Genomic DNA, 25,045 nt, shown 5'->3' on the forward strand with positions numbered 1-25,045 from the left:
GAAAGGTGAAAAGCACCCCGACGAGGGGAGTGAAACAGTACCTGAAACCGAACGCCTACAATCAGTCGGAGGCTCCTTGCGAGCTGACGGCGTACCTTTTGTATAATGGGTCATCGACTTGGTCTCACGAGCAAGCTTAAGCCGTTAGGTGTAGGCGTAGCGAAAGCGAGTCTTAATAGGGCGCATGAGTTCGTGGGATCAGACCCGAAACCGAGTGATCTAGGCATGGCCAGGTTGAAGGTAAGGTAACACTTACTGGAGGACCGAACCCACATCCGTTGAAAAGGATCGGGATGAGCTGTGCCTAGGGGTGAAAGGCCAATCAAACTCGGAGATAGCTGGTTCTCTGCGAAATCTATTTAGGTAGAGCGTCATCCGAATACCCCGGGGGGTAGAGCACTGGATGGGTAATGGGGCCCCACAGGCTTACTGATCCTAACCAAACTCCGAATACCCGGGAGTACTAGATGGCAGACACACTGCGGATGCTAACGTCCGTAGTGGAGAGGGAAACAACCCTGACCTACGACTAAGGCCCCCAATTCATGGCTAAGTGGGAAAGCAGGTGGGACGACCAAAACAACCAGGAGGTTGGCTTAGAAGCAGCCATCCTTTAAAGATAGCGTAACAGCTCACTGGTCTAAATAAGTTGTCCTGCGGCGAAGATGTAACGGGGCTCAAGCCATGAGCCGAAGTCTAGGGATGCGTAAGCATCGGTAGCAGAGCGTAGTGTGACATAGAACCTTGTCTATATTGCCGCCGGTTATGCGGCGCGGGCAACCGCGCTCAAGTAGCCGAATAGGCGGTAGCGCAGACATAGGTTCTTTCGATGAAGCCGGGGCGTGAGCCATCCGGTGGAGAGATCACTAGTGAGAATGATGACATGAGTAGCGACAAAGAGTGTGAGAGACACTCTCGCCGAAAGTCCAAGGGTTCCTGCTTAAAGCTAATCTGAGCAGGGTAAGCCGGCCCCTAAGCCGAGGCCGAAAGGCGTAGGCGATGGGAACTAGGTTAATATTCCTAGGCCAGGAGGATGTGACGGATCACAGGTGTAGTTCAATCTTATCGGATTGATTGGGCTGCTGAGTGGTTCCTGGAAATAGCCCTCCATCAGACCGTACCCTAAACCGACACAGGTGGACTGGTAGAGCATACCAAGGCGCTTGAGAGAACGATGTTGAAGGAACTCGGCAAAATACCTCCGTAAGTTCGCGAGAAGGAGGCCCGGTTCCTAGGCAACTAGGGGCTGGGGGCACAAACCAGGGGGTGGCGACTGTTTATTAAAAACACAGGGCTCTGCGAAGTCGCAAGACGACGTATAGGGTCTGACGCCTGCCCGGTGCCTGAAGGTTAAAAGGAGAGGTGAGAGCCTTGAATTGAAGCCCAGGTAAACGGCGGCCGTAACTATAACGGTCCTAAGGTAGCGAAATTCCTTGTCGGGTAAGTTCCGACCTGCACGAATGGCGTAACGACTTCCCCGCTGTCTCCAACATCGACTCAGCGAAATTGAATTGCCTGTCAAGATGCAGGCTTCCCGCGGTTAGACGGAAAGACCCCGTGCACCTTTACTACAGCTTCGCACTGGCATCAGGATTGTGATGTGCAGGATAGGTGGTAGGCTTTGAAGCAGGAACGCAAGTCCCTGTGGAGCCTCCCTTGAGATACCACCCTTCGCACTCTTGATGTCTAACCGCGGTCCGTTATCCGGATCCGGGACCCTGCGTGGCGGGTAGTTTGACTGGGGCGGTCGCCTCCTAAAGCGTAACGGAGGCGCGCGAAGGTTGGCTCAGAGCGGTCGGAAATCGCTCGTTGAGTGCAATGGCAGAAGCCAGCCTGACTGCGAGACTGACAAGTCGAGCAGAGTCGAAAGACGGCCATAGTGATCCGGTGGTCCCGAGTGGAAGGGCCATCGCTCAACGGATAAAAGGTACGCCGGGGATAACAGGCTGATACTGCCCAAGAGTCCATATCGACGGCAGTGTTTGGCACCTCGATGTCGGCTCATCTCATCCTGGGGCTGGAGCAGGTCCCAAGGGTACGGCTGTTCGCCGTTTAAAGAGGTACGTGAGCTGGGTTTAGAACGTCGTGAGACAGTTCGGTCCCTATCTGCCGTGGGTGTAGGAGACTTGAGAGGAGTTGCCCCTAGTACGAGAGGACCGGGGTGAACGATCCACTGGTGGACCAGTTGTCGTGCCAACGGCAGTGCTGGGTAGCTATGATCGGACAGGATAACCGCTGAAGGCATCTAAGCGGGAAGCCCCCCTCAAAACAAGGTCTCCCTGAGGGCCGTGGAAGACCACCACGTCAATAGGCCGGAGATGTAAGCGCAGTAATGCGTTCAGTTGACCGGTACTAATCGCCCGATAGGCTTGATTTGATCCAGTAATGGAAAGACAAGACCAAAGCATACACCGACCTTGACTAGGGATAGCGTCGCAGCGCCAAGCCGCGATGTTGATTGACATAACAACCGTGCAGGAACGCGCATCCGCTTCGCGAATACGCTGCCTCCTGCACGTCGCGCTTTGCCAAAGGCAAAGACGCGACGTGGGCTTTTCCTCGGTTTGGTGGTCATAGCGCAAGTGAAACACCCGGTCCCATACCGAACCCGGAAGTTAAGCACTGCCGCGCCAATGGTACTTGGGCTTAAGCCCCGGGAGAGTAGGTCACCGCCAAACCTAGAAAAAGCCCAAATCTCTCTAATACGATGAAACAAATCTGACTCTGACGCGGGATGGAGCAGCCCGGTAGCTCGTCAGGCTCATAACCTGAAGGTCGCAGGTTCAAATCCTGCTCCCGCAACCAGCGTCAGAAAATCTCAGTACAGCCCGTTCAGACTACAATTGATCCACTGGATCAATTGCTTAACGTCTTCACCTCGTCAGGCTCATAACCCAAAGGTCGTAGGTTCAAATCCTACTCCCGCAACCACTTGGGTCGAACAGAGTCTCGAACAAGCCGCCTCAGGGCGGCTTTGTTCATTCTGGGTCAACCCAATCATTGCTGCCAGGACACCCTCCAGTTCGATCTGCACTCCATCGTTGGTGTGCTCGACCGAGACACGTTCGATCAAGCCCCGGATAGTCAACTTCGGACTGAGTGAAGTATGCGCACAGTGCCTCGGTGCCCGCGTTCTCCGCTGTGTTCAACGGCAGGTCATAAATGTCAAGCAAGAGCTGCTCGATGTACTTTGCTTTACGGTTCTCGCACGGGAAAAACGTGAAGTAGATGAGCATCTCTTCTGCCGTGTTTTTTGTCTTCCAGTGATGCCGTAGCCGCTTGGCCGCATCACCTTTGCCGACATACAGGCCCTTCATGTGAAACAGCTCATGTTCGGGGCAGTAGTCGTTCTTGTGCCAAAGGATGTAGACGCCTTCTTTCTCGGCGAATGTCATACAGTCTAGCCCGCTGTCATCCATGGATTTGTCTGTGTACCAGTGGATTCCAGCGTGGGTGACATCGTAGAGCGTGAACCCAAAATTCGTTTCCTCTGCTATGGATTTGTCGAAGGTTCCTGCGTTGTCCCCGCAGGAGCACCCACATTCACCGAAACAAGGCGGCATAGCTCATCCTTCCAGAATTTCTCTCACGCTTTGGGTGCAACGGACCTAGGATACTTCACTGCGAAGAACTGCGGCTCCAGCCAATCCACGAGGTTTTCCGCTTCCGCAATGGCGCGGTGCAGCATCTCGGCATCCACATGCACGGATGGACTCATGAAGCTGATATCGCCAAACTCGCCCTCCAAGTACATTGCGCGCTCGGATTCAGATATGAAGATTGGGTTCGGATGCTTGGCGCGGTCGCTCGAAGAATGCAGCACTTTCATGCTGTGAATACTCTCTGGGTGTTGATCCCGGTTACGGGCCAGAAATACCTGCTCAATCACGGCCAGATCGGCAGGGCAGTTGTTTAAATCGATACTGAGAGCATCGCACAGTTCTGAAAGGTAGCCATTGGCAAATCCCTTCCTCCGTGCCTTGGCCTTCCCCCTGTTCTCCCACTGCACACCCAGCTCCTTCTCCCATGTATCGAAGTGGAGCTTGAGGGATGCCGAGAGCATGGAGACGCAGGAGCGCCCAAGTACCACAATGGCCGTCTCGGCATCGCTCCACTCTGCCATGAAGGGCGGTTCGGGGTCTTCGGAATAGGGCGGATCGTCAAAAGGCGGGAAACCGCCCTCGATCTGCTGTTTCATCTCGATAAATGGATTCGCCGCTCGCTCGTAGGTGAGGCGGATGAAGCGCGTGCGCTCGCGGAAGAACCAGGAAACGTCCATGGCTGAAACCCTAGCAGAACACTGAATTCGTGAAACCTGTCAGAAGCGAATTGCAGAGAAGCCGATCTCTCTTAGATGTACGATATAGCAGTAAAGGTCATTTACCTCGGACCCGGCCTCGGTCCGCCATCCACCCGTTTTAAACGTTCTGGATTTTCAAACGAAGGTCTCAAAGGTCCGCTGCCATGCCACCTGAGAGGCGCGTAGGAATGTCCGGTTTGCGCGGTTCGCGACCTGCCGCACTTGCAAAGACCAAAGTGTAGTCAACGGCGGCTAAGGGCTCAATGCACCAGCTTGGGGGCGTCGCAGAGAATGTCGGCAAGGAGCCCGACCCGTGATCCGATTTTCTCGCTGCGAGCGCGCGCAGCACGAAAAATGCCGCAGGCGCATAATGTTCGCCGCCGCTGTGCAGTGGACGGACCAGTCGTTCCTGCAATCCGTGCGGTATTCGAGTCGACAACCTCGGACGCAGATCATAATGCAGAAGGAAATTTGTTCATTCAGGCAGCACGCAGACAATCTCAATCCGAGAATTCAAAAAACGCTGACTTAGTTGCTATCCACATTCTCAAGGACGGGTTCCACCTGTCAGGCATCACAGGCCTTGGTCGCTACTTGCGCAGTTAATGCAGAATGTTGGCCGCTATTGCCAATTTCGCATATGGCTGAGGCCTGTAATGTTGATCACGATGCGCTCCAATTAGTGATTCTTGTCGAAGCAGGACTATGCTTCCCTTTGTGAGAAGAATCCCACGGAGTTCGTCTCAAATTGCAACCTAAACGTTTCAATTTGGAAATCTTCTGACCGTACTTTGGAAAATGTTCTCCGTAGCAGGTTCTGAAATCCTCCTGACTTCATCCTCTATCATAAGGAGAAAACACAAGGCGTGAACGCCATCGCTACTGCAATGTGCCGCTGGTCGCATTCCAACCAAACTAGCCCGCGTTTAGCAAGTCTGCAGGCTTCAAGGCCATTGACCAGATGCCTGCCTCTCGCGCCAAGCCTGATATCGCTTGGTCCAACGCTTGGCCTGCATCTGGTTGCGCATGAGCGCGAAAAACGGAAAGTGCGGAGTCTTCGGCGACTTACCTTTTGAAAGTCGTTCAATTTGAACATACGCCAGAACCATTGACGCAAATCCGGCAAGGCGCTTATTCTTCCAAGACACTTCCGGGATATCAACGCTGAGGGTTCTGCCCTTCTTCCAGTTTTGAACCAAATCGGGTTCAAATGCCATTGCGCGCGCAATCCCCAGCACTGACACGCCGATACCACCACGATTATTTGAAAGGGCGTCTTCGGCGACGGCACGCGATCTTATGCCTCCGGTGACCATGATCGGCATTTCTGCAATTTCTGCGATTTCTCTGGCGAAGTCCACGAAATAGGCTTCGCGTCGGCCCGTGCTGGTCCCATCTTCTTGCCGGCCCTGCATTGCAGGACTTTCGTAGGAACCGCCGGAGAGTTCCACCAAATCGACCTGCATATCACCGAGCTGCTCGACGACCCATTTGGCATCTTCTTCATCGAACCCGCCTTTTTGAAAGTCTGCTGAGTTCAATTTGACCGCGACTGTGAAATGGCTGGAGACCTCTGCGCGAACAGCCTGAATGACATCGAACAGAAGACGGGCGCGATTTTCCAATGATCCACCCCATTGGTCCGTACGGCGGTTCGCGAGGGGAGACAGAAATTGATTGATGAGATAGCCGTGCGCTGCGTGGACTTGAACGCCCGTAAAACCTGCCTCTTCAGCGAGTGCCGCGGTTGTTGCAAAACGTGCGATGATTTCCTGAATCTCCGTTTCGCCTAAAGCTCTGGGCACACCAAAATTCTTGGACATTCCCGGGATTTCAACAGCCACATCGGAGGCAGAAACGACCTCTTCGCCGAGCATCGCCATCACCTGCCGGCCCGGGTGATTGATCTGCATCCACACCGCCGCCCCGTTGGAGCGCGCAGCCTCAGCCCATGATTTAAACGGCTCAAGGTCTGTCCCTTGCTGAAGGACAACGCTTGCAGGGCCTGAAAGCGCGTCCGGGGACACCATAACGTTTCCTGTGATCAACAGGCCTGCACCACCTTCTGCCCATCGTCTATAAAGTCGGTGCAGCTTGATATCGGGAAGCTGCCCATCAGCGGCCAAGCTTTCCTCCATCGCGGCTTTCGCCAAACGGTTCGGTAGCGTTGCGCCATTGGGTAAGGTTAAGGGTTGAAATAGCGGTGAAACGGCCATTTTTGGGATCCTTTGTTTTTCGATCCCACGTGATATAAACCTTCGACAATGGTTGAAGGTCAAGGGCATGAAGATTGGAAAACTGGCTGAAATTACCGGGGTCTCCGCCTCGAGCATTCGTTTCTACGAAAAACACGGGCTAATACCGGAAACCCGTCGCCAAGAAAATGGCTATAGGGACTATCCGGAAGCGATGGTATCCAGGATTAGAACAATTTCTGTCTCCAAGTCTCTTGGGTTTTCCTTGTCCGAGATTCGGCGCTTTCTCCCCGATGATCCCAGCAACCGGATTGAACGCGCGGATGTGATTTTAAATCTTGAGCAGAAGCTGGTTGATGTGGATCAGAAAATGCGTGACCTACGCGAAATCCGAGAGAAACTCGTCGATATGGTCGCATACATGAAAAATCCCGATTCCGGTGGCTGTTAAGTCACTAATCAGCTGAAGACTTTCTTAGATCAAGAAAAGTCATGTTTCCCGCCGGTTCAGTCGTTCGGCTGAGGATACTTCTATCTCATAAAACATGCGAAGGAACTGGGTTCTTTGGCACATTGAGTTTATTGGCAAAGGCGGCAATCGAGTCGGGAGCAACACTGGATCCTGTTAACATATTTCGAGTGATGGGTATTTCATCCGTAGCTTTGTTGTTGATCACAGTGGCTATGGTATGATGACTTCCGCGGGGGTGGAAGTTCCATATTCCCGAACATCCCGCCTCAAAATTACAGATGGAACAGGCGACCAAGAGAGTGCAAAAAGGATACTTTTGTCTCGCCCCGTTGAGAACCAGCTCTCAGCTTCATGATCTACTTCGGTCTTCCTTGGAGTCAGCTTGCAGATTTGCCGCTTCCACCCGCACAGATAATGTGTGGCGATGCCCAAGTGACAAAAAACTGGCCGCACTGTGATTTGATGCATCGCATGCAGTTTGAAGTCGTCGCCGAAATGCTCGCTCCATTTTGACGTCTTTGTCCAAAAGTTAGGGGTAGAGCGTTTACAATTCTCGGAACTCCTCACTTGGCATAGAACTCTTCAATCACTGCACAGAATTTACGACTCATCCCGATGTTTTGTTACGGCGCCCATTTAGAAACAAACTGTTGTCAGTGAGTTGCTTCGGGGTGCCAAGTTTGCGGGACGTTGCCGCAGCAAATTGAGACGTGGGGATGGCTAGTTTGAGTACGTATGAAGCTACAAATATGAACTCCAAACCGCCGAACATGGGCCCTAGCGCTCAGAGCAACATGACTGAAAAGCATTGTGGAAGCGACGCTCACTTCGACGCTGCGATTTAGATGTGCGTTATTCGTGAGCAACGCACTAGCTTTGCGTGCTTAGAGATCCAATGGCGTTACGAATTCTGGTTGTTTGCACGCGGCATAAATGCAGGAACGATACATGACAGTCCATGAAAAGCGCTTCTCCTTGGCAAATCCTTCCTCCATTCAGCGTCGCGGCACTGCGGTCCGAGCCCGCCTCTCCCAATATTACGATGACGCCGATGTTGAAGAATGGATGAGTGCTCCGCATCCACGCTTAGGCGGACGCTCAGCAAACAGTGCGTATTCTGCGTATGCGATAGAAACGCTTCATCGAATTGTTGACGATCTCGAAGAAAACGGTGTTCTGACTCGAAATGACGGCCATGACAATACTGGCGGACTCTAAAACGTTGCCGTTTGATACAGGCAACACGCATGATGCCAATGCATAGCTTAGAGAGGGTTTTTTTCTGGGTGAGAGGGTGGGCGACGGAGATCCTCTGCGGCCTGCTGCTTTTGATTCTCGGAGCACAATCGCTCCTTACCTTTTCCGATGTTGAAGGCATAATTGCCGAAGTCCAAGAACAGCAGAAATGGGCTGAGTTGGAGCAAGCTGAGTTGCAACGTCGAGGTGCACATTGCTTTCCCGAAAGCCTACAACTTACGCTCAATTATCTCGAAAGTATCGAAATCAGTCCTGACCCAAGATGGGCGATGGACCGCATTTGTTGGCACGTCGGGTTGCGAGATGAAGATAGGCAACATGTGTTCACCTACCAGGTCATCAAACACAGTCAGAAGATAGGTTTTGTTAAAGGCAAAATATCAACCGAGACATGTGAAATACTGCACGCCGAGTATACAGCCACAAACTTCTGATAACGAAACCTGACTTGGATGGACAACGGTGAAGCCTACACTACACGCCTAGTTCAGTGGCTTGGTTTGCCTCTTACCAACACTGTTCTGGAGGCAGCACTTGTCGAATGCTATCCTTTAACAGGACTGATCACAGAGTGTATCGGGTAACGCGTTTGAGCGCTTAGCCTAGTTGATACTCCCGCAGAGTTCTTATCGGCACTCTTGCCCGCGCGAATGGAAATGCATCATGCAATTTTTCAAGGTACAGAGTTAATCGTTGAGCAGGTCGACTCTCGTCAAGTTTCCCCGCCAAATTTACGAAATATGATAGAACCCAAAAGTGGAAGACATCGGATTGACTGTCGTTGTGCCGAATAAAAAGTCCGGCCACGTCTAAAATTTCAGCAGCCCGATATCAACGTCTGTAAGTTGCAACATCGACTAACCTAAAATGCAAAACCCAGGACACGCTAAGGGGGTCAGCACGTGCCCTGGGGAGCAGTCGTAGACAACAACCTGCGCAAGCAGGTGCTGTCCTCCAAAGCCGCTCGATGAAAAAGGTGGATCACCTTCAGCTATTTGCAGATTTCTAAGTTTACGCTTTTTTTCCAAGAGTAGAGATAGCTGCATATCTCAACGTTGGTGCTGCGTGTCTCGGATCATGCGGGTACAGGTCTGCAGCTTTCGGAGCTTGTATTTTACAAACGCTCGATTGCTCAGATCAGGTTCTTTCATATTTCTCTATGATCACGGATTTTCTGTTCCGCATCCTGTGGTTCCTGCTGAGGATTTAAAATGGTATACCGATCTCGCCCAACCGATAACAAGATTGATACATCTTAATCATCAATTGAGACGTCAAGCACTATGAAGAAAAAAGCCTTTCTAATTAGACTTGTAAGGAAGTCGTCTGTTCTTCTAACGGGTTGTTTTTATGATTATAGGCCTAGTAGCTATCAGTCTGGTTGTTGGATGTTTGGCAGCGCTATGCGCATTGCTGTCGGGTTTTTCCGTTTGGATCGCTGTGACCTGTTACTTCGGTGCAAGCTATACTGTCATCGTCGTTCTCACCGTGCTGATTTACTTGCGGAGTATCCCTCTGACCGTCTACAGAACTACTCTGATGGGTTGGACAGGGCTTAGTATTACACTCCCAAAACGAGCTTCGGATGAACCCGCTAACGCTGCGGTACCTCGGCTCAACCGTCGCGGGCTTTCCTAGATGTCAGTGGAATAGATGATATCTGGTTTGATGAAATACTTATCCTCGGTGGTTCGCACAATTCACTTGTGGCAGGCAAAGCCAACGCCGAGATTAAACGCGAAACGCTTTTTCTGCCGGTGGTCAAGCGATCCAAATGGGAATGCAAAGCTAACGGCACGGTTGTGCTTAGAATCGAGAGTTGCCTCATGTGAGATCAACAAAATCCCCAATGTACGTCCAAGGCTTTCACTTCCCTCTTTGGCCTGTCTGTGGCTGCCCTGATGGCTCCATATCGCCGGATTTCCAAGGCTTGAAGGATCTAGTAGGCGGGAAGAGGATAGGGAATGAAGCAAATTCAACTCACCGCCAACTCTTTTTCCCATACCGTCTGCCTAAGGACGACATATAGGCGATAGTCTGACTTCCATCGCCTCTAGCCTTGCAGCGCGCCTTCCTAAGGTCATACTCCGGGCTTTGGGCTCGTTTCCGATCAACTGAGACGAATGCGCAACAAACATAGACGCACGATGATTAATCGACTTTGGCACCCGTGATCTATTGGATCTGGGGAAAGCAGAAAGCGACCGGCGCGTATACATGATCGATGTTGCTAGATTTATTCAGGTTCCAGAAATCTGAACTCCTGCTTCAAAATGGGCGGCATGGGAGATGACCTCAAACAAAGCTTTGGCAGCGCGGCATCCGAACACTAAGTGCGGGGTTTTGCCAATTCGGGGGATAGAATGGGCAGCACAATCAGGTTGGATACAAACAGACCTAAGACCACCTTCGACGCGCGTCATTATGACCGGGACAATCGCTTAAGTGCTCTCGAAAGCTATGTCCAGGGCGCACCAAACATGTCGATGGGCAGCGCAATGTTCGAAGCGATCTCGGCGAGTAATGAGAATTATAATGCAGTTGAGCGTCAGGTGGTTGAAGATTTTTGGTTAGCGAAAGTCGCGACTTCAGGCTACCGAATCTCAAAGACCGGAGAGTGTAAGAAACCGAACACCACACCGCAAAAGATAACAATTTGCCGGATCGATCATGGAACCGTGGAATTGGATTCACCCCGACAGAGGCTTAGGTTGTCCGCTGGCGACATATATCTGCACCAAACCCACCAATACGATACGACTTTTGCGCCCGGCAAGTTGTCTAAGGTCATGCTACCGGCGCATTACTTTACCGACATTCTGGACGAGTCTTTCAAGATAGCGGCGCTGCCGAAACACACGCCTTTGAACACCATACTGAACGCGGCAATCTCCAGCGTCGAGGATCTGGCAAGTGATACTCCTCGCGCCGATCTTCTGAGGTTGTCAGGCGTCTTGAAAGAGCTTGTGTATAACATCCTGAGTTCGGATTCTCGCGAGGCGAGCAAGAGTCGCTATGATCTCATCAGGGAACGCGCAAGGGCCTATGTGGTTCAAAATTTGGACGAGCCTGATCTGGATATCGCAAGTATCGCAGCATACGCAAATGCGTCCCGCGCAACGCTTTATCGTGCTTTTGAGCCCGAAGGCGGAGTTCGTGAGATGATCACTGATCTAAGACTTCAAGCTGCGCGTAAGATGCTAAGGACAAGGTTACCTGAACGTGGTCTTGTACTGGATGTCGCCTACTCTTGCGGTTTTCGATCCCCTAATCAGTTCCATCGTAGTTTCAAAGAAAAGTTCGGAATGACGCCTAGCGCGTTCAACCAGAAATATTTCCTTCCGATCTGGGTATAGATCAGGATCAGCGTGCCTAGGCACAGCATTAGCCTGCGCTCACTTCTTTTGATGCGCTTTGAGACGTTTTGCGTTTGATTTGAGATGTCTCGCTACAAACTATCAAACAATATCTACTAAGTTCACCGATTGTGATCGCTCCGACGGAGGGCGCAAACGAATTGACAGGGCGGTGAAGTGGAAAAGAATTCAATGAGTGTGCTATAAACTGGTTGCTCGGTTATGGCATGTTTACTTAGCCCGGAAGTTTTCCGGGAAATCTCCATGTGGAGGAGCGCAGTCACTGGAAAGATCAGGCGAGCACAATGGGTCGATTCAGCGGAACTACAGGTAACCGTCAAAGGGAAAAGGCGAATGGATGTTGTAAGCGAAATGCTGAGCCACATTCCTGTCAAGGGCCGTACCATCGGTCTGCTAAGCTTGCGTGGCGATTGGGCTTTTGAATCTCCGATGAATGAAGAGGCAGTGTTCCATCTGATCTCAAATGGATCTGTAGTTATTACCGTCAAAGGTGAGCAAGTTCAGCTTCGCAAGGGTGACATGATATTGTTTACCCAGGGGCAAACTCATGTTCTTAGTAGCGCCCCCGGAGCACCACTAGTGACATTTGCCGAAGAGGATACGCGTGTGCGTGTCCACTCAGTCGAGGACGGCGATGTCCACGATGTTCTCAAGAGCGGGGATGGACCTGAAACGTCGATAGTGTGCGCAAGGTTCAATCTTGGAAGCGCCGCGGCAACACACTTGTCAAAGAGTTTCCCGGATCAGATTACTTTGCGAAAAGAGACGAACGAAAAAGCTGAGCTTATTGAACCTTTGCTTCGCAGTATCGCGCATGAAGCGAATAGCAACTCGCCAGGCGCCTTGGCTGCCTTGGACGGGATGCTGAATATCCTGTTCATCCATTTCATGCGCAGCTGGCTTGAATCATCACCCGAAGCCCATGATGGCTGGTTGAAAGGACTACAGGATCCAAGTATCGCAAGGGCGCTAAAGCTTATGCATGATGAGCCCGCGCGGGATTGGACAATACAGGAATTGGCAGAGGCAACTGGGATGTCTCGAGCCAAGTTTGCTGCCCAATTTACGAAACTGATTGGAGAACCCCCGTTGAAGTATTTGACCCGATGGCGGATGGTGCTCGCGGCCGAACAGCTTGGTAATGTATCGGGGCCAGCCATTATCGACGTCGCCCTTTCTGTTGGCTATCAATCCGAAGCCTCTTTCTCGGCATCGTTTAAGCGACAGTTTGGCATACCACCCGGTGCCTGGCGTAAGCGTCAGCTAGCGAGCGTAAGCCGTTAAGAGGCAACTCGATCACCCCACTAATTCTGATCTGGTTCTGATCTGGGAAGCAAAGATGCCTCCCGCCCGTTCGGGTGGGAGGCTTGAGTGAGTGGTTTGTGCAAAAGCAAAGGATTGATTTGCCAAAGTGTTCTTCATTAGAACACGCAACCTGTTGGTTGCCATTCTTTGAGCGTCGCAAAAGCGTGCTCATTTGTATCATCTTGCTGTTTGTCGAGCTTCAACCGTCGGTCTGCAAGCGCACTTTCACACGCAATTGAGATGCCGGAGTAATGGCTTGAGACACCAGGTAATCGTCAAAAGACTGGCCCTTATGCAAATCTGACTCCTGATCTGGGGTCAATCTAATACACAAAAACAGAGCGACCCCATGCATCGGTCAAAGGTCACCTCGGCAGTTGTGAGGTGAAGCATGAAGGGGTAGGCGATGGCAACGGCTGCAAGAGGCAGGCGTGTCCTATTTTGCGCAGGCAGTGCGAGCGATTGGGCCATACGCTCAGTTTGCTCCGATGCGGTTAGCGTGACTCCTAGGCGCGCTCAAAAATCGTCAGCGCAGAGTTTTGACGCTCCATTTTGGACATCTGAAGAATGCGTCGCAGCGAACGACTGCTCGCTGCTTGGCGCTAAGGCGTGTGTTCCAAGCCGCCCCGTCAAATCAGTTAAATCCCGACGCGTATGCCCTGAGGCGGCAGTTGCCGTACCGAGGGAAGACCCTCCAGCTATTTGACCAGCAACCACCACTCACCAAACAAAGCAGGCCCGCGTGGTCGAGCAGACGGCGTAGAAGCCAAAACAAGGGACGGAAAATGAAAAAGACACTCATGAGATCAAAAAACCGCTTGGTTATCGGTGCGTTGATGTGCTCAACAGCATTGGTTATGCCATCGTTGACCTTGGCAGAAACATTTTTGATTGATGAAGAATTGCGAGACCAGTTGCTTCAAAGTGAACTGACCAATCTTCAGTCCGGCGATACCGTGATCATCGGTGAGAACACTAGAATAGAAACCCTTGATGAGGAGGGAATTGATTTTTGGCGGGTTGGAATTGATGACCTGACCATCATCAACAATGGCACCATCCATACCACTGGCACCTACGTTACTAATTGGCCAAACGAACCCGACTTTGACCCCGATGATGAAGATACTTGGCCAGACTCCGACGAAACTTGGGGGGACGGCATTTTTGTGACCGGCAACGTGGATGGTGGCAATACGGGTTTGTATGTCCTTAACAATGGGGTAATCAGCGTTGGTGACGGTCAGAGTTCTGGCTACTATATTGAAAATTTTGCTGACTCCACGTTCGTCAATAAGGGCTTGATCTATATTCGATCCGAAGCAGCCGAGGATTTCGTTGACAATGGTCAGCTTGGACTGACGGCCAGCTTCAGTGCAGGGATCCGAGTCAATGCCTATCAATCCTTCGTAGATATTGACGATAACGTTATCGGCGCGGAAGCCCGCCCCGGTAACCTGCTCGTCAATAACAGAACAATCGTCTCCGAGGTGCTGCAAAGCAGGGGGATGTACATCGATGGTGCTACGGGTAACTTTTGGCTGTCTGTTGATTCAACCGCAATCAACAACGGCACGATCAGAATGTTGGCAGAAACTGATCTCAGACCTGCGCCCGGTACATTTGATGTAAGTGGTTTGAGAGGTGAGGGGCATGACATCAGTCTGGTCAACAACGGCCTGATTGAAATCAATCCTGAAGGGTTCGGGATTGACATCAATGGGGTAAACGGAAGCATTCTGAACAACGGCACCATTCTCTCGTATGGCGACAATTCTCATGGGATCGAGCACTATCGAAACGGTAATACGATTCCAGAGGATTTGGAGCTGAGCTATACAGAAAATACGGGTTTGATCTCGGTAGAGGGGCTTAACAGCCATGGTGTGTCCCTAACAGGGTATGTTGGTCACGTCTTCGTGAATTCGAGTTCAGTGTTCTCGCAAAATGGCTATTCGATTGATGTAAGAAATGGCGGTCCACAACATGAGACGGGTGATCGGAACATCATTCGACTTCAGGAAGGATCTCTTCTGTTTGGTAATGTTTTTGTGGACGAGGCAAGCTCCGAATACACATCAATGGATTTTGGTGATGGACTGAATGCAACTGTTCGTTTTGAGGAAGATGCTCATATAGGGGATGGGAGGGAAGCCGGTTTGCCAGCTGAATTCACATCCTACCACAATTCGCACTACTTCGATCCTGAGACCAACGCAGTCTATGTTGCCGATCTCGATTCATATGCGCAGCAGGATCAGGCGTTTTTTAACATGACGCAGATGCTACAAGACGCCGTCGAAGCAGGCAATTCGGTTGAGACTCCAGAGAACTCATTTGCCTTTGCAGCAAATGAAGAAGGTGTTTGGACGCGCGCATTTGGTGGCGGATTGTTCGCTGATGCAGACGGGTCAATGCCTGGATATGATGCCTATTCCTTCGGCGTGGTGACGGGTAAATCATCCAACTCAAAAGGCTACTTCGGCGGTATCGCGTATACGACGGTTTCTGGTGACGAAGACGTATCTTACGAGACAGATTCTTTCACTGTGTATGGCGGTATGGCTGGCAGTTTGTCGAGCAAGTTGGACTACTCGCTCATAGCGGGGGTAACACACAATCACACCGACCGTGATGTTGCCGACAACCAAGTGTCAGGAGGGATTGACACCACCGGTTCAGACTATGCATCGGTATTCATTTCGCCTGCACTTACCCATGTAGGCCCAATCAAAGGCAGCTCGGTTAGGTTGCGCTATGTTGGTCTATGGCAGGAAAGTCATGACTTTAATTGGGATGGTGGGACCGAGCTTTCTGTCGACAGCCGGTTTTCCAACCTTATGGAAACCCGTGTACAGATGGAACACAACGTGGGCGCCGGCAAAATCGCTTATGGTTTGGATGCGATCTGGTCCGATGGCAACGACATGAGCTTCGAGCTTATGGGCGCGGCCCTGACTTCGCCATACGAAGATGGGTTCTCATCGCGCGCCTTCGCTCGGTATGACAGCAAGTTTGGGTATTTGGAGGTCGGTTACGACTCGGATGACCGAACGACCTTCGATCTCGGCTTGAAGGTTTCGTTCTAAACATAAGCCCACTGATTGGAGCTTACCGGCAATTGGGCAGCGCTCCTCGTTCGATCTCAGGTAGCCTCGAATTGGTGTCAATAGTAGTCATCATTGGAGAATGGGCCGCAGAAGAATTCTGTGGCCCTTTTCTTAACTGCACGGGCTCTGGGATTGAGCAATTATTGATTTCACGGCCTGATGGTTCCGGCCATAGCGCGGTGAAACTGGACAATTATACATAAAGCACAGTGGACGGCGCATCATTCACAACGACTTTGCCATGTTGATCTCTTCAGCACTCCATCTGAGACACGCAGACATTTCCCCACCCGAACAAACGCGCAAAATCAATCGGCGCCCTTGGGCGTCATTCTAAGGGATGAACCCTTCGAACCTATTCCAAGATCAACTGGCCCCGCTTCGGCGGGGTTCATTTTGAAGCTGAAAGATACAGGCATGGTCGCTAAGGCACATAATAAAAATCCAAGAAGTATCCACTTTCTGGTGCTTGCATCCCTGGCCGGCTCCACATTTCTAGCGGGGTTCGTTCAAGCCCAGACTGTTATTGATACACCTCAGACGACACCTGAATTGATTATAGATGATGAAGACCTGACCATAACAGAAACCGGAGAGATCAACGTTACGACTCCGGGTACTGATTCAGCCATCGTCATCAACGTTCCGAGCTATACGAGCACCTTCGCGAATTATGGCTCGATAGGTCGTGAGTTCGGGGGGCAAAACGAAGGTGTAGGCGTACTTTTGCTTGCGAACATCGCCGATACTGCCCGGATCGAAAACAACGGAACAGTAAGTATCAACAGCACCAATGTTTTCTCTTCTTGGGGATACCTCATCGTGGGAGATGTTGCTGGTACATTTGACAACTCTGGTGAACTTCGGATTACCGCCATAGGCAGCTCTGGCACTATCACCGCTACAGGGATAACTTATGCCACCGCCCCTATGGTGGGTAACTTTAATAACACTGGTAGTGTCTTCGCGCAGGCGGAGGCGACCCTGCAAGCCAATGCGCGCGGAGTCGAGCTAGGTGGGGGTTTGACGGGCCTTTTCACCAATACGGGCGATATTCGAGCGATCGCGACATCAGAGACCAATACCGCATATGCTGAAAGCATACGTTTCTGGAACCCGTCAACCGGTGTACTTGTTAACAATGGCAATTTATACGCGAGCTCAACAGGAGAACGCGTCTCCACTGCCCGCGGTATCCTTATGTCTGGGATCGTAATCGGGTTGCATTTCGAGAATACCGGAAACATCGAAGCCGTTTCCAGAACGACAGACGGACATGCCCAAGCCTATGGCGTGGCAGTTTTCCACGACATGACAGGCACCATTTCGAATACCGGATCGATTGTCGCAAGGTCGGACGACCAAGCCTATGGCCTCTGGATCACCACCTTTGATGGAGTGATCAATGATGTGGGCCGGATTACGGCCTATTCGGAAACTGGCCAGGCCTATGCTATCTACTTCGTCGATGGGACAGGCACGATAAATATCGATTCGGAAGATGACGTCACCGGGCTAATCCGTGTCAATGGTCACAACATAAATCTCGATGCGCAAGGCAGCAGTAACATCTTCTATTTCGAAGATGCTGATCCCGAAACAGGGCAGTTCTTAACCACAGTTTCCGACGAAGGTTCCTATTGGTTTGTTGAGGACGAGGGTGGTGAATTTCCGATCTATACAGCAGTGGGAACTGAAGACCTTACTCCTGGGGGTGTGCCTTTGGGTGAATTGGCCGCATTGTATGGCTATGAAATTGGCAACAGCCGAAGGGTACTTGCTTATGACACGCCAATTGACGTGACGCGCGGGTATTTGTTCCAATCTGGCGAAACGGGCCTGCGCCCATGGGTGGTGGTCGATGCGGAAAACTCGCAGCTTAACACCGACAGCGGAGACACAGTTGACGTTTCCATCTTTGATGGAGAGGCGGGTTTCCATGGTCAGACAGATAGTGGTTTGGCATTTGCCGCAGGCTTGGGCGGGTTCCGTGCCAATGGTCATGACAGTGACCCTGACTTCAACACGACAGGTATTTATGTCGATGCCGCCATTGGACGCCAGTTCGGATCCTGGACAGTGGACGCCGGGTTTGGCTTTGGCTGGCTCTCAACCGAACGTACCCGTCAGATCACCGGCAGCAGTGATGCTGATGCGGACTATGACAGCACCTTGCTGACCGCCCATCTAGGCGTGGAGAAATCCTTCGAAACAGGTGGCAACATCGATCTGGTGGGCTTTGGGGACGTACGCTACACACAGCAGAAGGATGATGGCTATACCGAGACCGGGTCTGACGCCAATGCCACCGTCGGTGAGGTCACCACTGAGGTGATCGAGGCCCGCCTGGGTCTTGAGGCCAGCAAAGCCTTCAGCAACGGCGGGACCCTGAAGGGTCAACTGGCCGGGGTAGTGCGCAGAGGTCTTGGAGACACTGACGCGGATGTCACCGTGTTTTCGGACACTCAGACCCTGACCTTCGCCTCAACGGACTTCACAGGCGGCAGCGTTGCCATCGGCTATGAGCACAGCCTATCTCAAGGCATTGATCTGGAAGTAATCGCAGAACAGGAGATCGGCAGCGACGCGCAAGGCCCCTATCTCCGCGCAGGGTTCAAATGGGCCTTTTGACAGGTTCTGTGGCAAGTTTTCTTGAATGTCGTTTAGTTTGAACAGGCGGGTCTACTATCGTGCTGGTTGGGTAAACTTCCGAACCGAGGAAAGTCCGGTATGGGCTGCGCTAAAGCATCCGTCCAGACTTCTCGACATATAGCGCCCAGCAAAAGCATGGTTGAGCCAACGGCGAGACATAGAGATGGATTTGAGGCGTGGGTAATCTTGCTCGCCGCATTGTAATTGAAGGCTTGACTGGAGAGGTTGGCATCACAGATCACCGGTCTTTTTCTACTCAGCACTAGCCAGATGTCTCACAATAGCAAGCCACAATCTCATTCAAGCTTTGAGGCATTGACCGGCTTTCTTGTTTTCGCATCACGTTGCCTTGGATGGTCGGTTTTCGGCCACATCTGATCAAGGGCAAACAATGATTTCCGCACAAAGAATTCTTCTGTGGCATCACCTGAAAATGCTTCAGGGCTATGAGCTCGCGCTCGATCCGGAGGGCGACATGACCTTCATGATCGACGTCAATCCACTACACCAGGTCAAGGTAGGAGGACCGCTCAATCTCAACCGCCCGGATATCGGGTATACACTAATTCCTGGAGAGGTCGTTGAGCAGATCCTGTTGCCGCGAATTGAATATCTTAATGCGCTCAGCCTACCGAGTTACGCACCGAATTTCGCACCAGTGCGGAAGATCGCGTTTTACTACCTCTTTGCACTCAACAAATTGCTTTTGGAGATCAGGGCTGAATATCAGAGATCCGAACGCTAAGGCATTTCAGCATTGCGAGACGTGGCGCCAAGAAACTGAGACAACCGATTGTTTCGTGGCCCCCTGATTCCGCCTAACTCAAAGGCTCAAAACAACCATCAATGGTTCGATCTTCCCCAATCCATATCGCCGGCGCTGATCGGGGATTTCGCTCCGTCTTTTGAGCAAAGCCATGGCCGAAATCACCATATACGAAGTAGACGAAGATCCACTGAACTCGCGACGATCGGAGGTTTTGGAAGCCTTCCAAGTCGAGATATTGGATGATGATGACCTTTTGGAGGTCATCGACCAGAATGGCACCCTTCAACTGGATGTCAGCGGTATCCCGGGGTTCATCGGAGATTCAACGACGTTCAATACATATGAGAAATTCACTGGCCGAGTGGATGGTGAGCAAGTCTCCTTCATCCTGCTGCAGTATCAGGGCCGTTTCTTCATTGTCGTGACAGAGGGTGAAATCGATGTCGATGACATAATTCGAGGAATCGAATTCCTGCCTGATGACGAAGAACCGGTCGAATATGACACTCTGCCGGACTTTGTATGCTTCACACATGGATCACTGATCAAAACGCCCATGGGTCTGCGCGAAATCGAAACCCTTCGACCCGGTGATTTGGTGACCGTGGCCGATGGATCAGATCGCCCGGTGCGCTGGATCGGCCGCCGAAGGCTGTCGCGCCGTGACTTGAACGCCAACCCAAAGCTGATGCCCGTTTGCATCGAAAAAGGTGCGTTTGGCGATGGCCTTCCTAAACGCGATCTGAGTGTATCACCGCAGCACCGGTTTCCAATCGGAGCCGTCGAGATGGTTGTCTATTATCACTTCGATATGATGCTAGCCCCGGCCAAAGCTTTGGTGAATGGAAAAACCATCACCCAAAGGATGCCATCCGAAGGCGTCGAGTACATTCACCTGCTGTTCGACCAGCACGAGTTGGTGAACGTGGAGGGCGTTTGGTCGGAATCCTTTTTTCCCGGTGGAACATCGCTTGACGCCATGAGCCGTGCGACACAAGACGAGCTTTTCGCATTGTTCCCAAGTCTCAAGAACAACAGCGGCACTCATCAAAAAACCATTCTGCCGGTACTCAAACCCTACGAGGTGAAGCTGCTCATTCCCGGGCTTTGCGTACCAGACGGTGCGCGCCGGATCGATGCGGAGTTTTTCATTCCTTGGCATTAGTACGATGCCGGGCAATTAGAAGAGACATCAACGAACCGAGACGCCGGAGCATTTCGCGAAACGCGCAAATCCATATTACTCGCAGATCTCAGAATGCCGCTCAATCGTTGCTTACCCCGGTAGTTATCCCACTCATTGGTCGAGGCGACATGTTTAGAGCGGACCTGGTCCATGAACATCATCCAGTGAGGCGCTGTGGTTAAACTGATCTCTAGAGATCAAGATGTGACGACCAACAAATCGGCAACCGAAAACGACGGAGCGCACGCATCGTTCTGCATCTGGTACGGTGGCGCAAAGCTCGAAAGCGCGAGTTTTTTCGCTTCGGTGCTGTTGTCTTCAGGCGATGACCACGATCCGAAATAAGATCTTTGAATGAGCTTGAGACGTATTGCCAGTTTGCTGAGACGCACTGCCAATGATCCGGCTTACAAAATCAGCAAGCATTGTCTCACCTTGGTATTTCCCGAGGTATTCCGGGTTTGGCGCAAGTTTCACGAGTTCATTGAGTTTAGGAGGTTCAAAATGAACCCCAATGATAGTTATCCAAATTCTATTTCACCCTTTGTTGTCACATTGAAAAAAGACACGATTGACAATCTGATCGACGCCTGTCTTTCGTCAAGCGACAACAGGCTAGTTCAAATGGCGTGGCTACTTGAACACTGCGAATTCATCGATCTACGACTATATCGGGACACGAGGAGCGCACCGCGGCTATAGAAAATCCTTGCACAATTGTTCCAAAGAACTGCTGCCGGATCAAAGGGAGCGGGATGCATCACTTTTTAGAGATGCTGCTTGCAAGCTCAGCTCTGTCAACTTTTTTGTCCCTCGCTGCAAACCAAGCGAACAAAAAAGAGCGAATCCACCCTACCCGAAGATATCAGGTGCTCAATGTCGTTTTCAGTGCGATCAGCGTACAAGAAAGGCGCCCATCAAAACGCCGAGTACCAGCTCAAAAAACTACAAATCAGCGCGATAACCACCTTGCCAAATACATAGTCCGAATATGATATCCACGGGCGCGCGCATCTTGCGTAATTGACTGATAACGGACACGGGCACACTGATTTATCTCGCGTGCACTGAACTCTGTATCATTGGAACTAGAATTCTAGAGTACGTATCCACATTGGTGCAAACTTTGTGATCGGCGGGTCAAATTGTGTCAAGTTGTCAAGTAGTGCGACGTGGTGATGGGCTATTGAGACGCGCTGCCAATTCCGCAAGGTCAATTAGAATTGATACTTTTCAGTTTCTGCGATCATCTGAAGATCGAATTTGAGGCGGGCAGGGCGGGGGTCATGGCAAAGTGGTATCTAAGCGGCGTCAAAGGAAATGAGCAGTTTTTTGAGCTCGAATTTGATCACGAAGTAATCATCCGGTGAGCACCGCAGCTATTCTGCCTTGACGTTTTCTGGATGTTACTCTTTGTGTTTCCAGTTCCAGGGTAGTAATTCATGGACACGGGAAACGCGCATATCAGGGAGCCGCTTGAGAACATCGGCCAACCAGGCCTGCGGATCAATGTCGTTCATTTTTGCGGTGATAATCAACGTGTACATGAAGGCTGCCCGCTGCCCACCACGTTCCGATCCGGCGAATAACCACGACTTCCGACCCAGAGCTGCACCGCGCAGCGCGCGTTCGGCAGCGTTGTTGGTCAGGCAAATCCTGCCATCATCCAGAAACGCGGTGAATGCTTCCCAACGGCCCTCTTTTCCGATCATGTATTTGATCGCTTTGGCGACAGGGTTGTGTTTGGACATCCGTGCGCGCTGGTCGATGAACCAGGCATGCAACTCTTCGCACAACGGGCGGACCAGGCTCTGGCGCGCGGCGTGACGGTCTGCGGCACTCAGGCCATTCAGTTCGCGTTCGATATCGAAGATCGCGTCGATCTTGCGCACAGCTTCCAGCGCGACCGGTGATATCTGATGGGCGGGCTTGTTCTTGCGAACGTTGCCAGCAATGTCGGCCAATTCGAAGAATTTGCGCCTCCCGTGCGCCCAACAAAACGAAGGGGTTACGGGACCGGGATCCCGGTCCGGGTCGTACAGACCGTTGTAACCTGCATAGACGTCAGACTGTAGAACACCCTGCCATCGGTTCAGATGCTTATTGGGATGTATCATTTCCCTGTCGCGGGAAAAATGAAACAGCGCGGCCGGGGGCGCTCCCCCATTGAACGGCTTGTCATCACGCACATAGGTCCAAAGCCGCGCGGTTTTGGTGCCACCGCGCGCCAGCAACGGTACCGTGGTGTCGTCCCCGTGCAATCGGCCAGCGGCCAGAACGTGCTTTTCAATCAGCGCGTGGATCGGGGCCAGAGCAACGGCTGCATGCCCGACCAGATCGGCCAAGGTGGACAGGCTGAGGTCTACGCCTTCGCGCGCAAACCGTTCGGCCTGACGATTGAGGGGCTGATGCTGACCGAATTTTTCAAACATGATCATGGCGATCAGGCTGGGTCCGGCCCATCCTCTGGGAATGGTGTGAAATGGCGCGGGAGGCTGGCTGATCTTCTCGCACTCCCGGCAGGTGAACTTCTCGCGGACCGTCTGGATCACCTTCCACTGCCGGGGGATGACCTCCAGCGTCTCGGTCACATCTTCACCCATCTTTACGATCCGGCTGGAACCGCAGCAGTCGCACTGCGTCGGGGCCGGAACCACCACGCGCTCACGCGGAAGGTGATCGGGAAACGGTTTGCGCGATGATTTGCGACGGGTGAAGCCTTTGACAATGGTCGTTTCACCTGTTGCCTGCTGTGCGGCCAAGTCGTCCTCGGTCGCACTGGCTTCCAGTTCCTCAAGCTGCAACTCCAACTGATCAATCAGCCGCTTGCTACGTTCCGAGGACACCCCGTATTTGTCCCGCCGCAGCTTGGCGATCTCAAGCTTCAACTCTTTGATCAGCGCCTCGGAACAACTGACCGTGGCGCGCACCTGTGCCAGTTCGGTCTCAGCTGCACGCGCCCGCGCGGCAGAGACCTCTGCATGGGCCTGCGAAGAGGCCAGCGCAGCACGCAATTCAGCGATTTCCAAGGCAGCATCCGACATGGTCGAAAGTTACTATATCGACCCGGAAAAGCCCATGGGAAACAGCAGGATAACGGCGATTTATCCCGCTTTTTCTGGCCGTTGCGTCCAGCGCGGATTGCGCCAGTCAATCCCCTCCAGAAGATAGCCCATCTGCGCCGAAGAAATCGCTACCGCATCACCCGAACCGCTCGTGGGCCAGATGAACTTCCCCGCCTCCAACCGCTTCAGATACAGCGACATGCCAACCCCATCATGCCACAATATCTTCACCAGATCGCCACGACGTCCCCGGAAACAAAAAATCTCCCCGCCATGCGGATCACGTCCAAGCCCCTCCTGAACCTGCAGCGCCAGCGTGTTCATCCCCCGGCGCATATCCGTCACGCCCCCGGCTATCCAAACTTTTACACTTGCTGGAAAAGCAATCATGACGGCTCCAATACAGTCAAAAGGCGCGACAGGAGATCCGGATCAATCGTAACCGCTACGGACAGTTTGCGCCCGTTCACCAGCAGGATATCTGCCTTTTGGCCTTCAGTTTCCGCGCCCGCAGGATTGCCCAACTCTTTGGAGCCTCCAATGGAAGGCCCAGGATCAGAAGCAACTATGGGAACAAACTGCGGCTGGGCTCCAGGCCCCGACAAAATGCCGTCACGATATTGGCGCCGCCACCGGGACAGGGACGACCGACCGACGCCGTGACGTCGGGCCGTCTCAACGACGCTGCTCTCATGGCTTTCTTCTACAAGCCGGAGCTTCTCTTCATCCGAAAGGTGACGACAGGGGGGCTGAGTTCCAACAGAAACCAGGCCAACTTCTATGGAGGGGCTTTCATCATACATTCCATAACCGTAAACACGGATAATCAAATCAGCTAGACGGCCTCCGCCGAAGCCTTACATCACGAACATGCGGATGCTTTTTTCATGGTTCAGTTCTTGCGCCTCCTGGGGGCACGGCATGCCAGTGCCTTAGAGGTATCTCAGTTCATGCTGGGTCGCACGCCAAACCTTAGCGTTGAATCGATGCAGATTTCTACAAAACTGTGTGACGGGGAACTGCAATTGAAAGTCGGTAATGACCCTTACTACGTTGCGTGTACCGAGCACGTGTTAAGCGGGTTGCTCCGCTGAAAAGACTACAAGCTTCTCTGTACCCATACCGGCGCAATTACCAACCAAATTATCAGAAATGGAGACACAAAGATATGTAAATGCGGCGTGTTAAAATCAACTATACCTTGATTGGCATGAACGGTCTGCCGAATAGTCACAGTTTCAAAGCAAGAAGGTATCTGACGTCAGCACCAATGGGGCAGTTTAAGTCGAATTGAGAGGAGTCGGTTTCTGGTCCATCGCAACCACCAAGGAGTGGTGATGACACAGCGCTTTCGCCA

16 protein-coding genes, 1 tRNA gene and 2 rRNA genes (1 of these 19 only partly in view) are annotated in these 25,045 nt (G+C 52.0%); 12 read left to right on the forward strand and 7 right to left on the reverse strand.

Going from position 1 to position 25,045, the window contains the following annotated elements:
• The 3 genes from ACP0GE_RS13760 to ACP0GE_RS13770 all read left to right on the forward strand — a co-directional run.
• A 23S ribosomal RNA gene (locus tag ACP0GE_RS13760) occupies positions 1-2,377 on the forward strand (it extends 489 nt beyond the left edge of the window).
• A 186-nt stretch (positions 2,378-2,563) separates the two neighbouring features.
• A 5S ribosomal RNA gene (gene rrf / locus ACP0GE_RS13765) occupies positions 2,564-2,678 on the forward strand.
• Between the two features lie 50 nt (positions 2,679-2,728).
• Positions 2,729-2,805 (forward strand) — tRNA-Met (locus ACP0GE_RS13770).
• Positions 2,806-2,978: 173 nt separating this feature from the next.
• Here ACP0GE_RS13770 and ACP0GE_RS13775 read toward each other — a convergent pair.
• From ACP0GE_RS13775 to ACP0GE_RS13785, 3 genes are all read right to left on the reverse strand, one after another.
• Complete coding sequence (locus ACP0GE_RS13775) at positions 2,979-3,395, reverse strand: hypothetical protein (protein WP_424832497.1); 417 nt, start codon at positions 3,393-3,395, stop codon at positions 2,979-2,981.
• Positions 3,396-3,586: 191 nt separating this feature from the next.
• Positions 3,587-4,279, reverse strand: a complete 693-nt coding sequence (locus tag ACP0GE_RS13780; RefSeq protein ID WP_424832498.1) for a hypothetical protein — start codon at positions 4,277-4,279, stop codon at positions 3,587-3,589.
• Between the two features lie 965 nt (positions 4,280-5,244).
• The gene (locus tag ACP0GE_RS13785; RefSeq protein ID WP_424832499.1) at positions 5,245-6,516 is read right to left on the reverse strand and encodes an NADH:flavin oxidoreductase/NADH oxidase family protein; all 1,272 of its coding nucleotides are present in this window, start codon (positions 6,514-6,516) and stop codon (positions 5,245-5,247) included.
• 67 nt (positions 6,517-6,583) lie between these two features.
• Here ACP0GE_RS13785 and ACP0GE_RS13790 point away from each other — a divergent pair, with 67 nt between their 5' ends.
• The 3 genes from ACP0GE_RS13790 (at position 6,584) to ACP0GE_RS13800 (ending at position 8,658) form a co-directional block, all read left to right on the forward strand.
• Positions 6,584-6,946: a MerR family transcriptional regulator gene (locus ACP0GE_RS13790; RefSeq protein WP_424832500.1), complete on the forward strand. Its 363-nt coding sequence runs from the start codon at positions 6,584-6,586 to the stop codon at positions 6,944-6,946.
• Between the two features lie 969 nt (positions 6,947-7,915).
• Positions 7,916-8,185 (forward strand): hypothetical protein, encoded by a 270-nt coding sequence (locus tag ACP0GE_RS13795; RefSeq protein WP_424832501.1) that lies wholly within the window; start codon positions 7,916-7,918, stop codon positions 8,183-8,185.
• A gap of 29 nt (positions 8,186-8,214) precedes the next feature.
• Complete coding sequence (locus ACP0GE_RS13800; RefSeq protein WP_424832502.1) at positions 8,215-8,658, forward strand: hypothetical protein; 444 nt, start codon at positions 8,215-8,217, stop codon at positions 8,656-8,658.
• Positions 8,659-9,924: 1,266 nt separating this feature from the next.
• On the opposite strand, the gene ACP0GE_RS13805 is transcribed toward ACP0GE_RS13800, so the two are convergent.
• On the reverse strand, positions 9,925-10,227 hold the full coding sequence (locus ACP0GE_RS13805; RefSeq protein WP_424832503.1) for a hypothetical protein: 303 nt from the start codon (positions 10,225-10,227) through the stop codon (positions 9,925-9,927).
• Positions 10,228-10,587: 360 nt separating this feature from the next.
• On the opposite strand from ACP0GE_RS13805, the gene ACP0GE_RS13810 reads away from it, so the two are divergent.
• The 6 genes from ACP0GE_RS13810 (at position 10,588) to ACP0GE_RS13835 (ending at position 20,602) form a co-directional block, all read left to right on the forward strand.
• The gene (locus tag ACP0GE_RS13810) at positions 10,588-11,580 is read left to right on the forward strand and encodes a helix-turn-helix transcriptional regulator (protein WP_424832504.1); all 993 of its coding nucleotides are present in this window, start codon (positions 10,588-10,590) and stop codon (positions 11,578-11,580) included.
• Positions 11,581-11,934: 354 nt separating this feature from the next.
• On the forward strand, positions 11,935-12,885 hold the full coding sequence (locus ACP0GE_RS13815) for an AraC family transcriptional regulator (RefSeq protein ID WP_424832505.1): 951 nt from the start codon (positions 11,935-11,937) through the stop codon (positions 12,883-12,885).
• 806 nt (positions 12,886-13,691) lie between these two features.
• Positions 13,692-15,995: a hypothetical protein gene (locus tag ACP0GE_RS13820; RefSeq protein ID WP_424832506.1), complete on the forward strand. Its 2,304-nt coding sequence runs from the start codon at positions 13,692-13,694 to the stop codon at positions 15,993-15,995.
• Between the two features lie 417 nt (positions 15,996-16,412).
• Positions 16,413-18,647 (forward strand): autotransporter domain-containing protein, encoded by a 2,235-nt coding sequence (locus tag ACP0GE_RS13825; protein WP_424832507.1) that lies wholly within the window; start codon positions 16,413-16,415, stop codon positions 18,645-18,647.
• A gap of 412 nt (positions 18,648-19,059) precedes the next feature.
• A complete protein-coding gene (locus ACP0GE_RS13830) occupies positions 19,060-19,413 on the forward strand; it encodes a hypothetical protein (RefSeq protein ID WP_424832508.1) in 354 nt (117 codons plus the stop codon).
• A gap of 172 nt (positions 19,414-19,585) precedes the next feature.
• Positions 19,586-20,602: a Hint domain-containing protein gene (locus tag ACP0GE_RS13835; RefSeq protein ID WP_424832509.1), complete on the forward strand. Its 1,017-nt coding sequence runs from the start codon at positions 19,586-19,588 to the stop codon at positions 20,600-20,602.
• 1,427 nt (positions 20,603-22,029) lie between these two features.
• Here ACP0GE_RS13835 and tnpC read toward each other — a convergent pair.
• From tnpC to ACP0GE_RS13850, 3 genes are read right to left on the reverse strand one after another with little or no spacing between them, the layout of a single operon-like run.
• Positions 22,030-23,667 (reverse strand): IS66 family transposase, encoded by a 1,638-nt coding sequence (gene tnpC, locus ACP0GE_RS13840; RefSeq protein ID WP_424832510.1) that lies wholly within the window; start codon positions 23,665-23,667, stop codon positions 22,030-22,032.
• 60 nt (positions 23,668-23,727) lie between these two features.
• Positions 23,728-24,078 carry an IS66 family insertion sequence element accessory protein TnpB gene (tnpB, locus tag ACP0GE_RS13845; protein WP_424832511.1) on the reverse strand — a complete coding sequence of 117 codons (351 nt, stop codon included), beginning with the start codon at positions 24,076-24,078 and terminating at the stop codon, positions 23,728-23,730.
• Positions 24,075-24,491 carry a transposase gene (locus ACP0GE_RS13850; protein ID WP_424832512.1) on the reverse strand — a complete coding sequence of 139 codons (417 nt, stop codon included), beginning with the start codon at positions 24,489-24,491 and terminating at the stop codon, positions 24,075-24,077. Before ACP0GE_RS13850 ends, tnpB begins: the two co-directional genes overlap by 4 nt.
• Positions 24,492-25,045 lie beyond the last annotated feature (554 nt).

The sequence above is a fragment of the Ruegeria sp. genome (assembly GCF_965243365.1).
Taxonomy (GTDB): domain Bacteria; phylum Pseudomonadota; class Alphaproteobacteria; order Rhodobacterales; family Rhodobacteraceae; genus Ruegeria.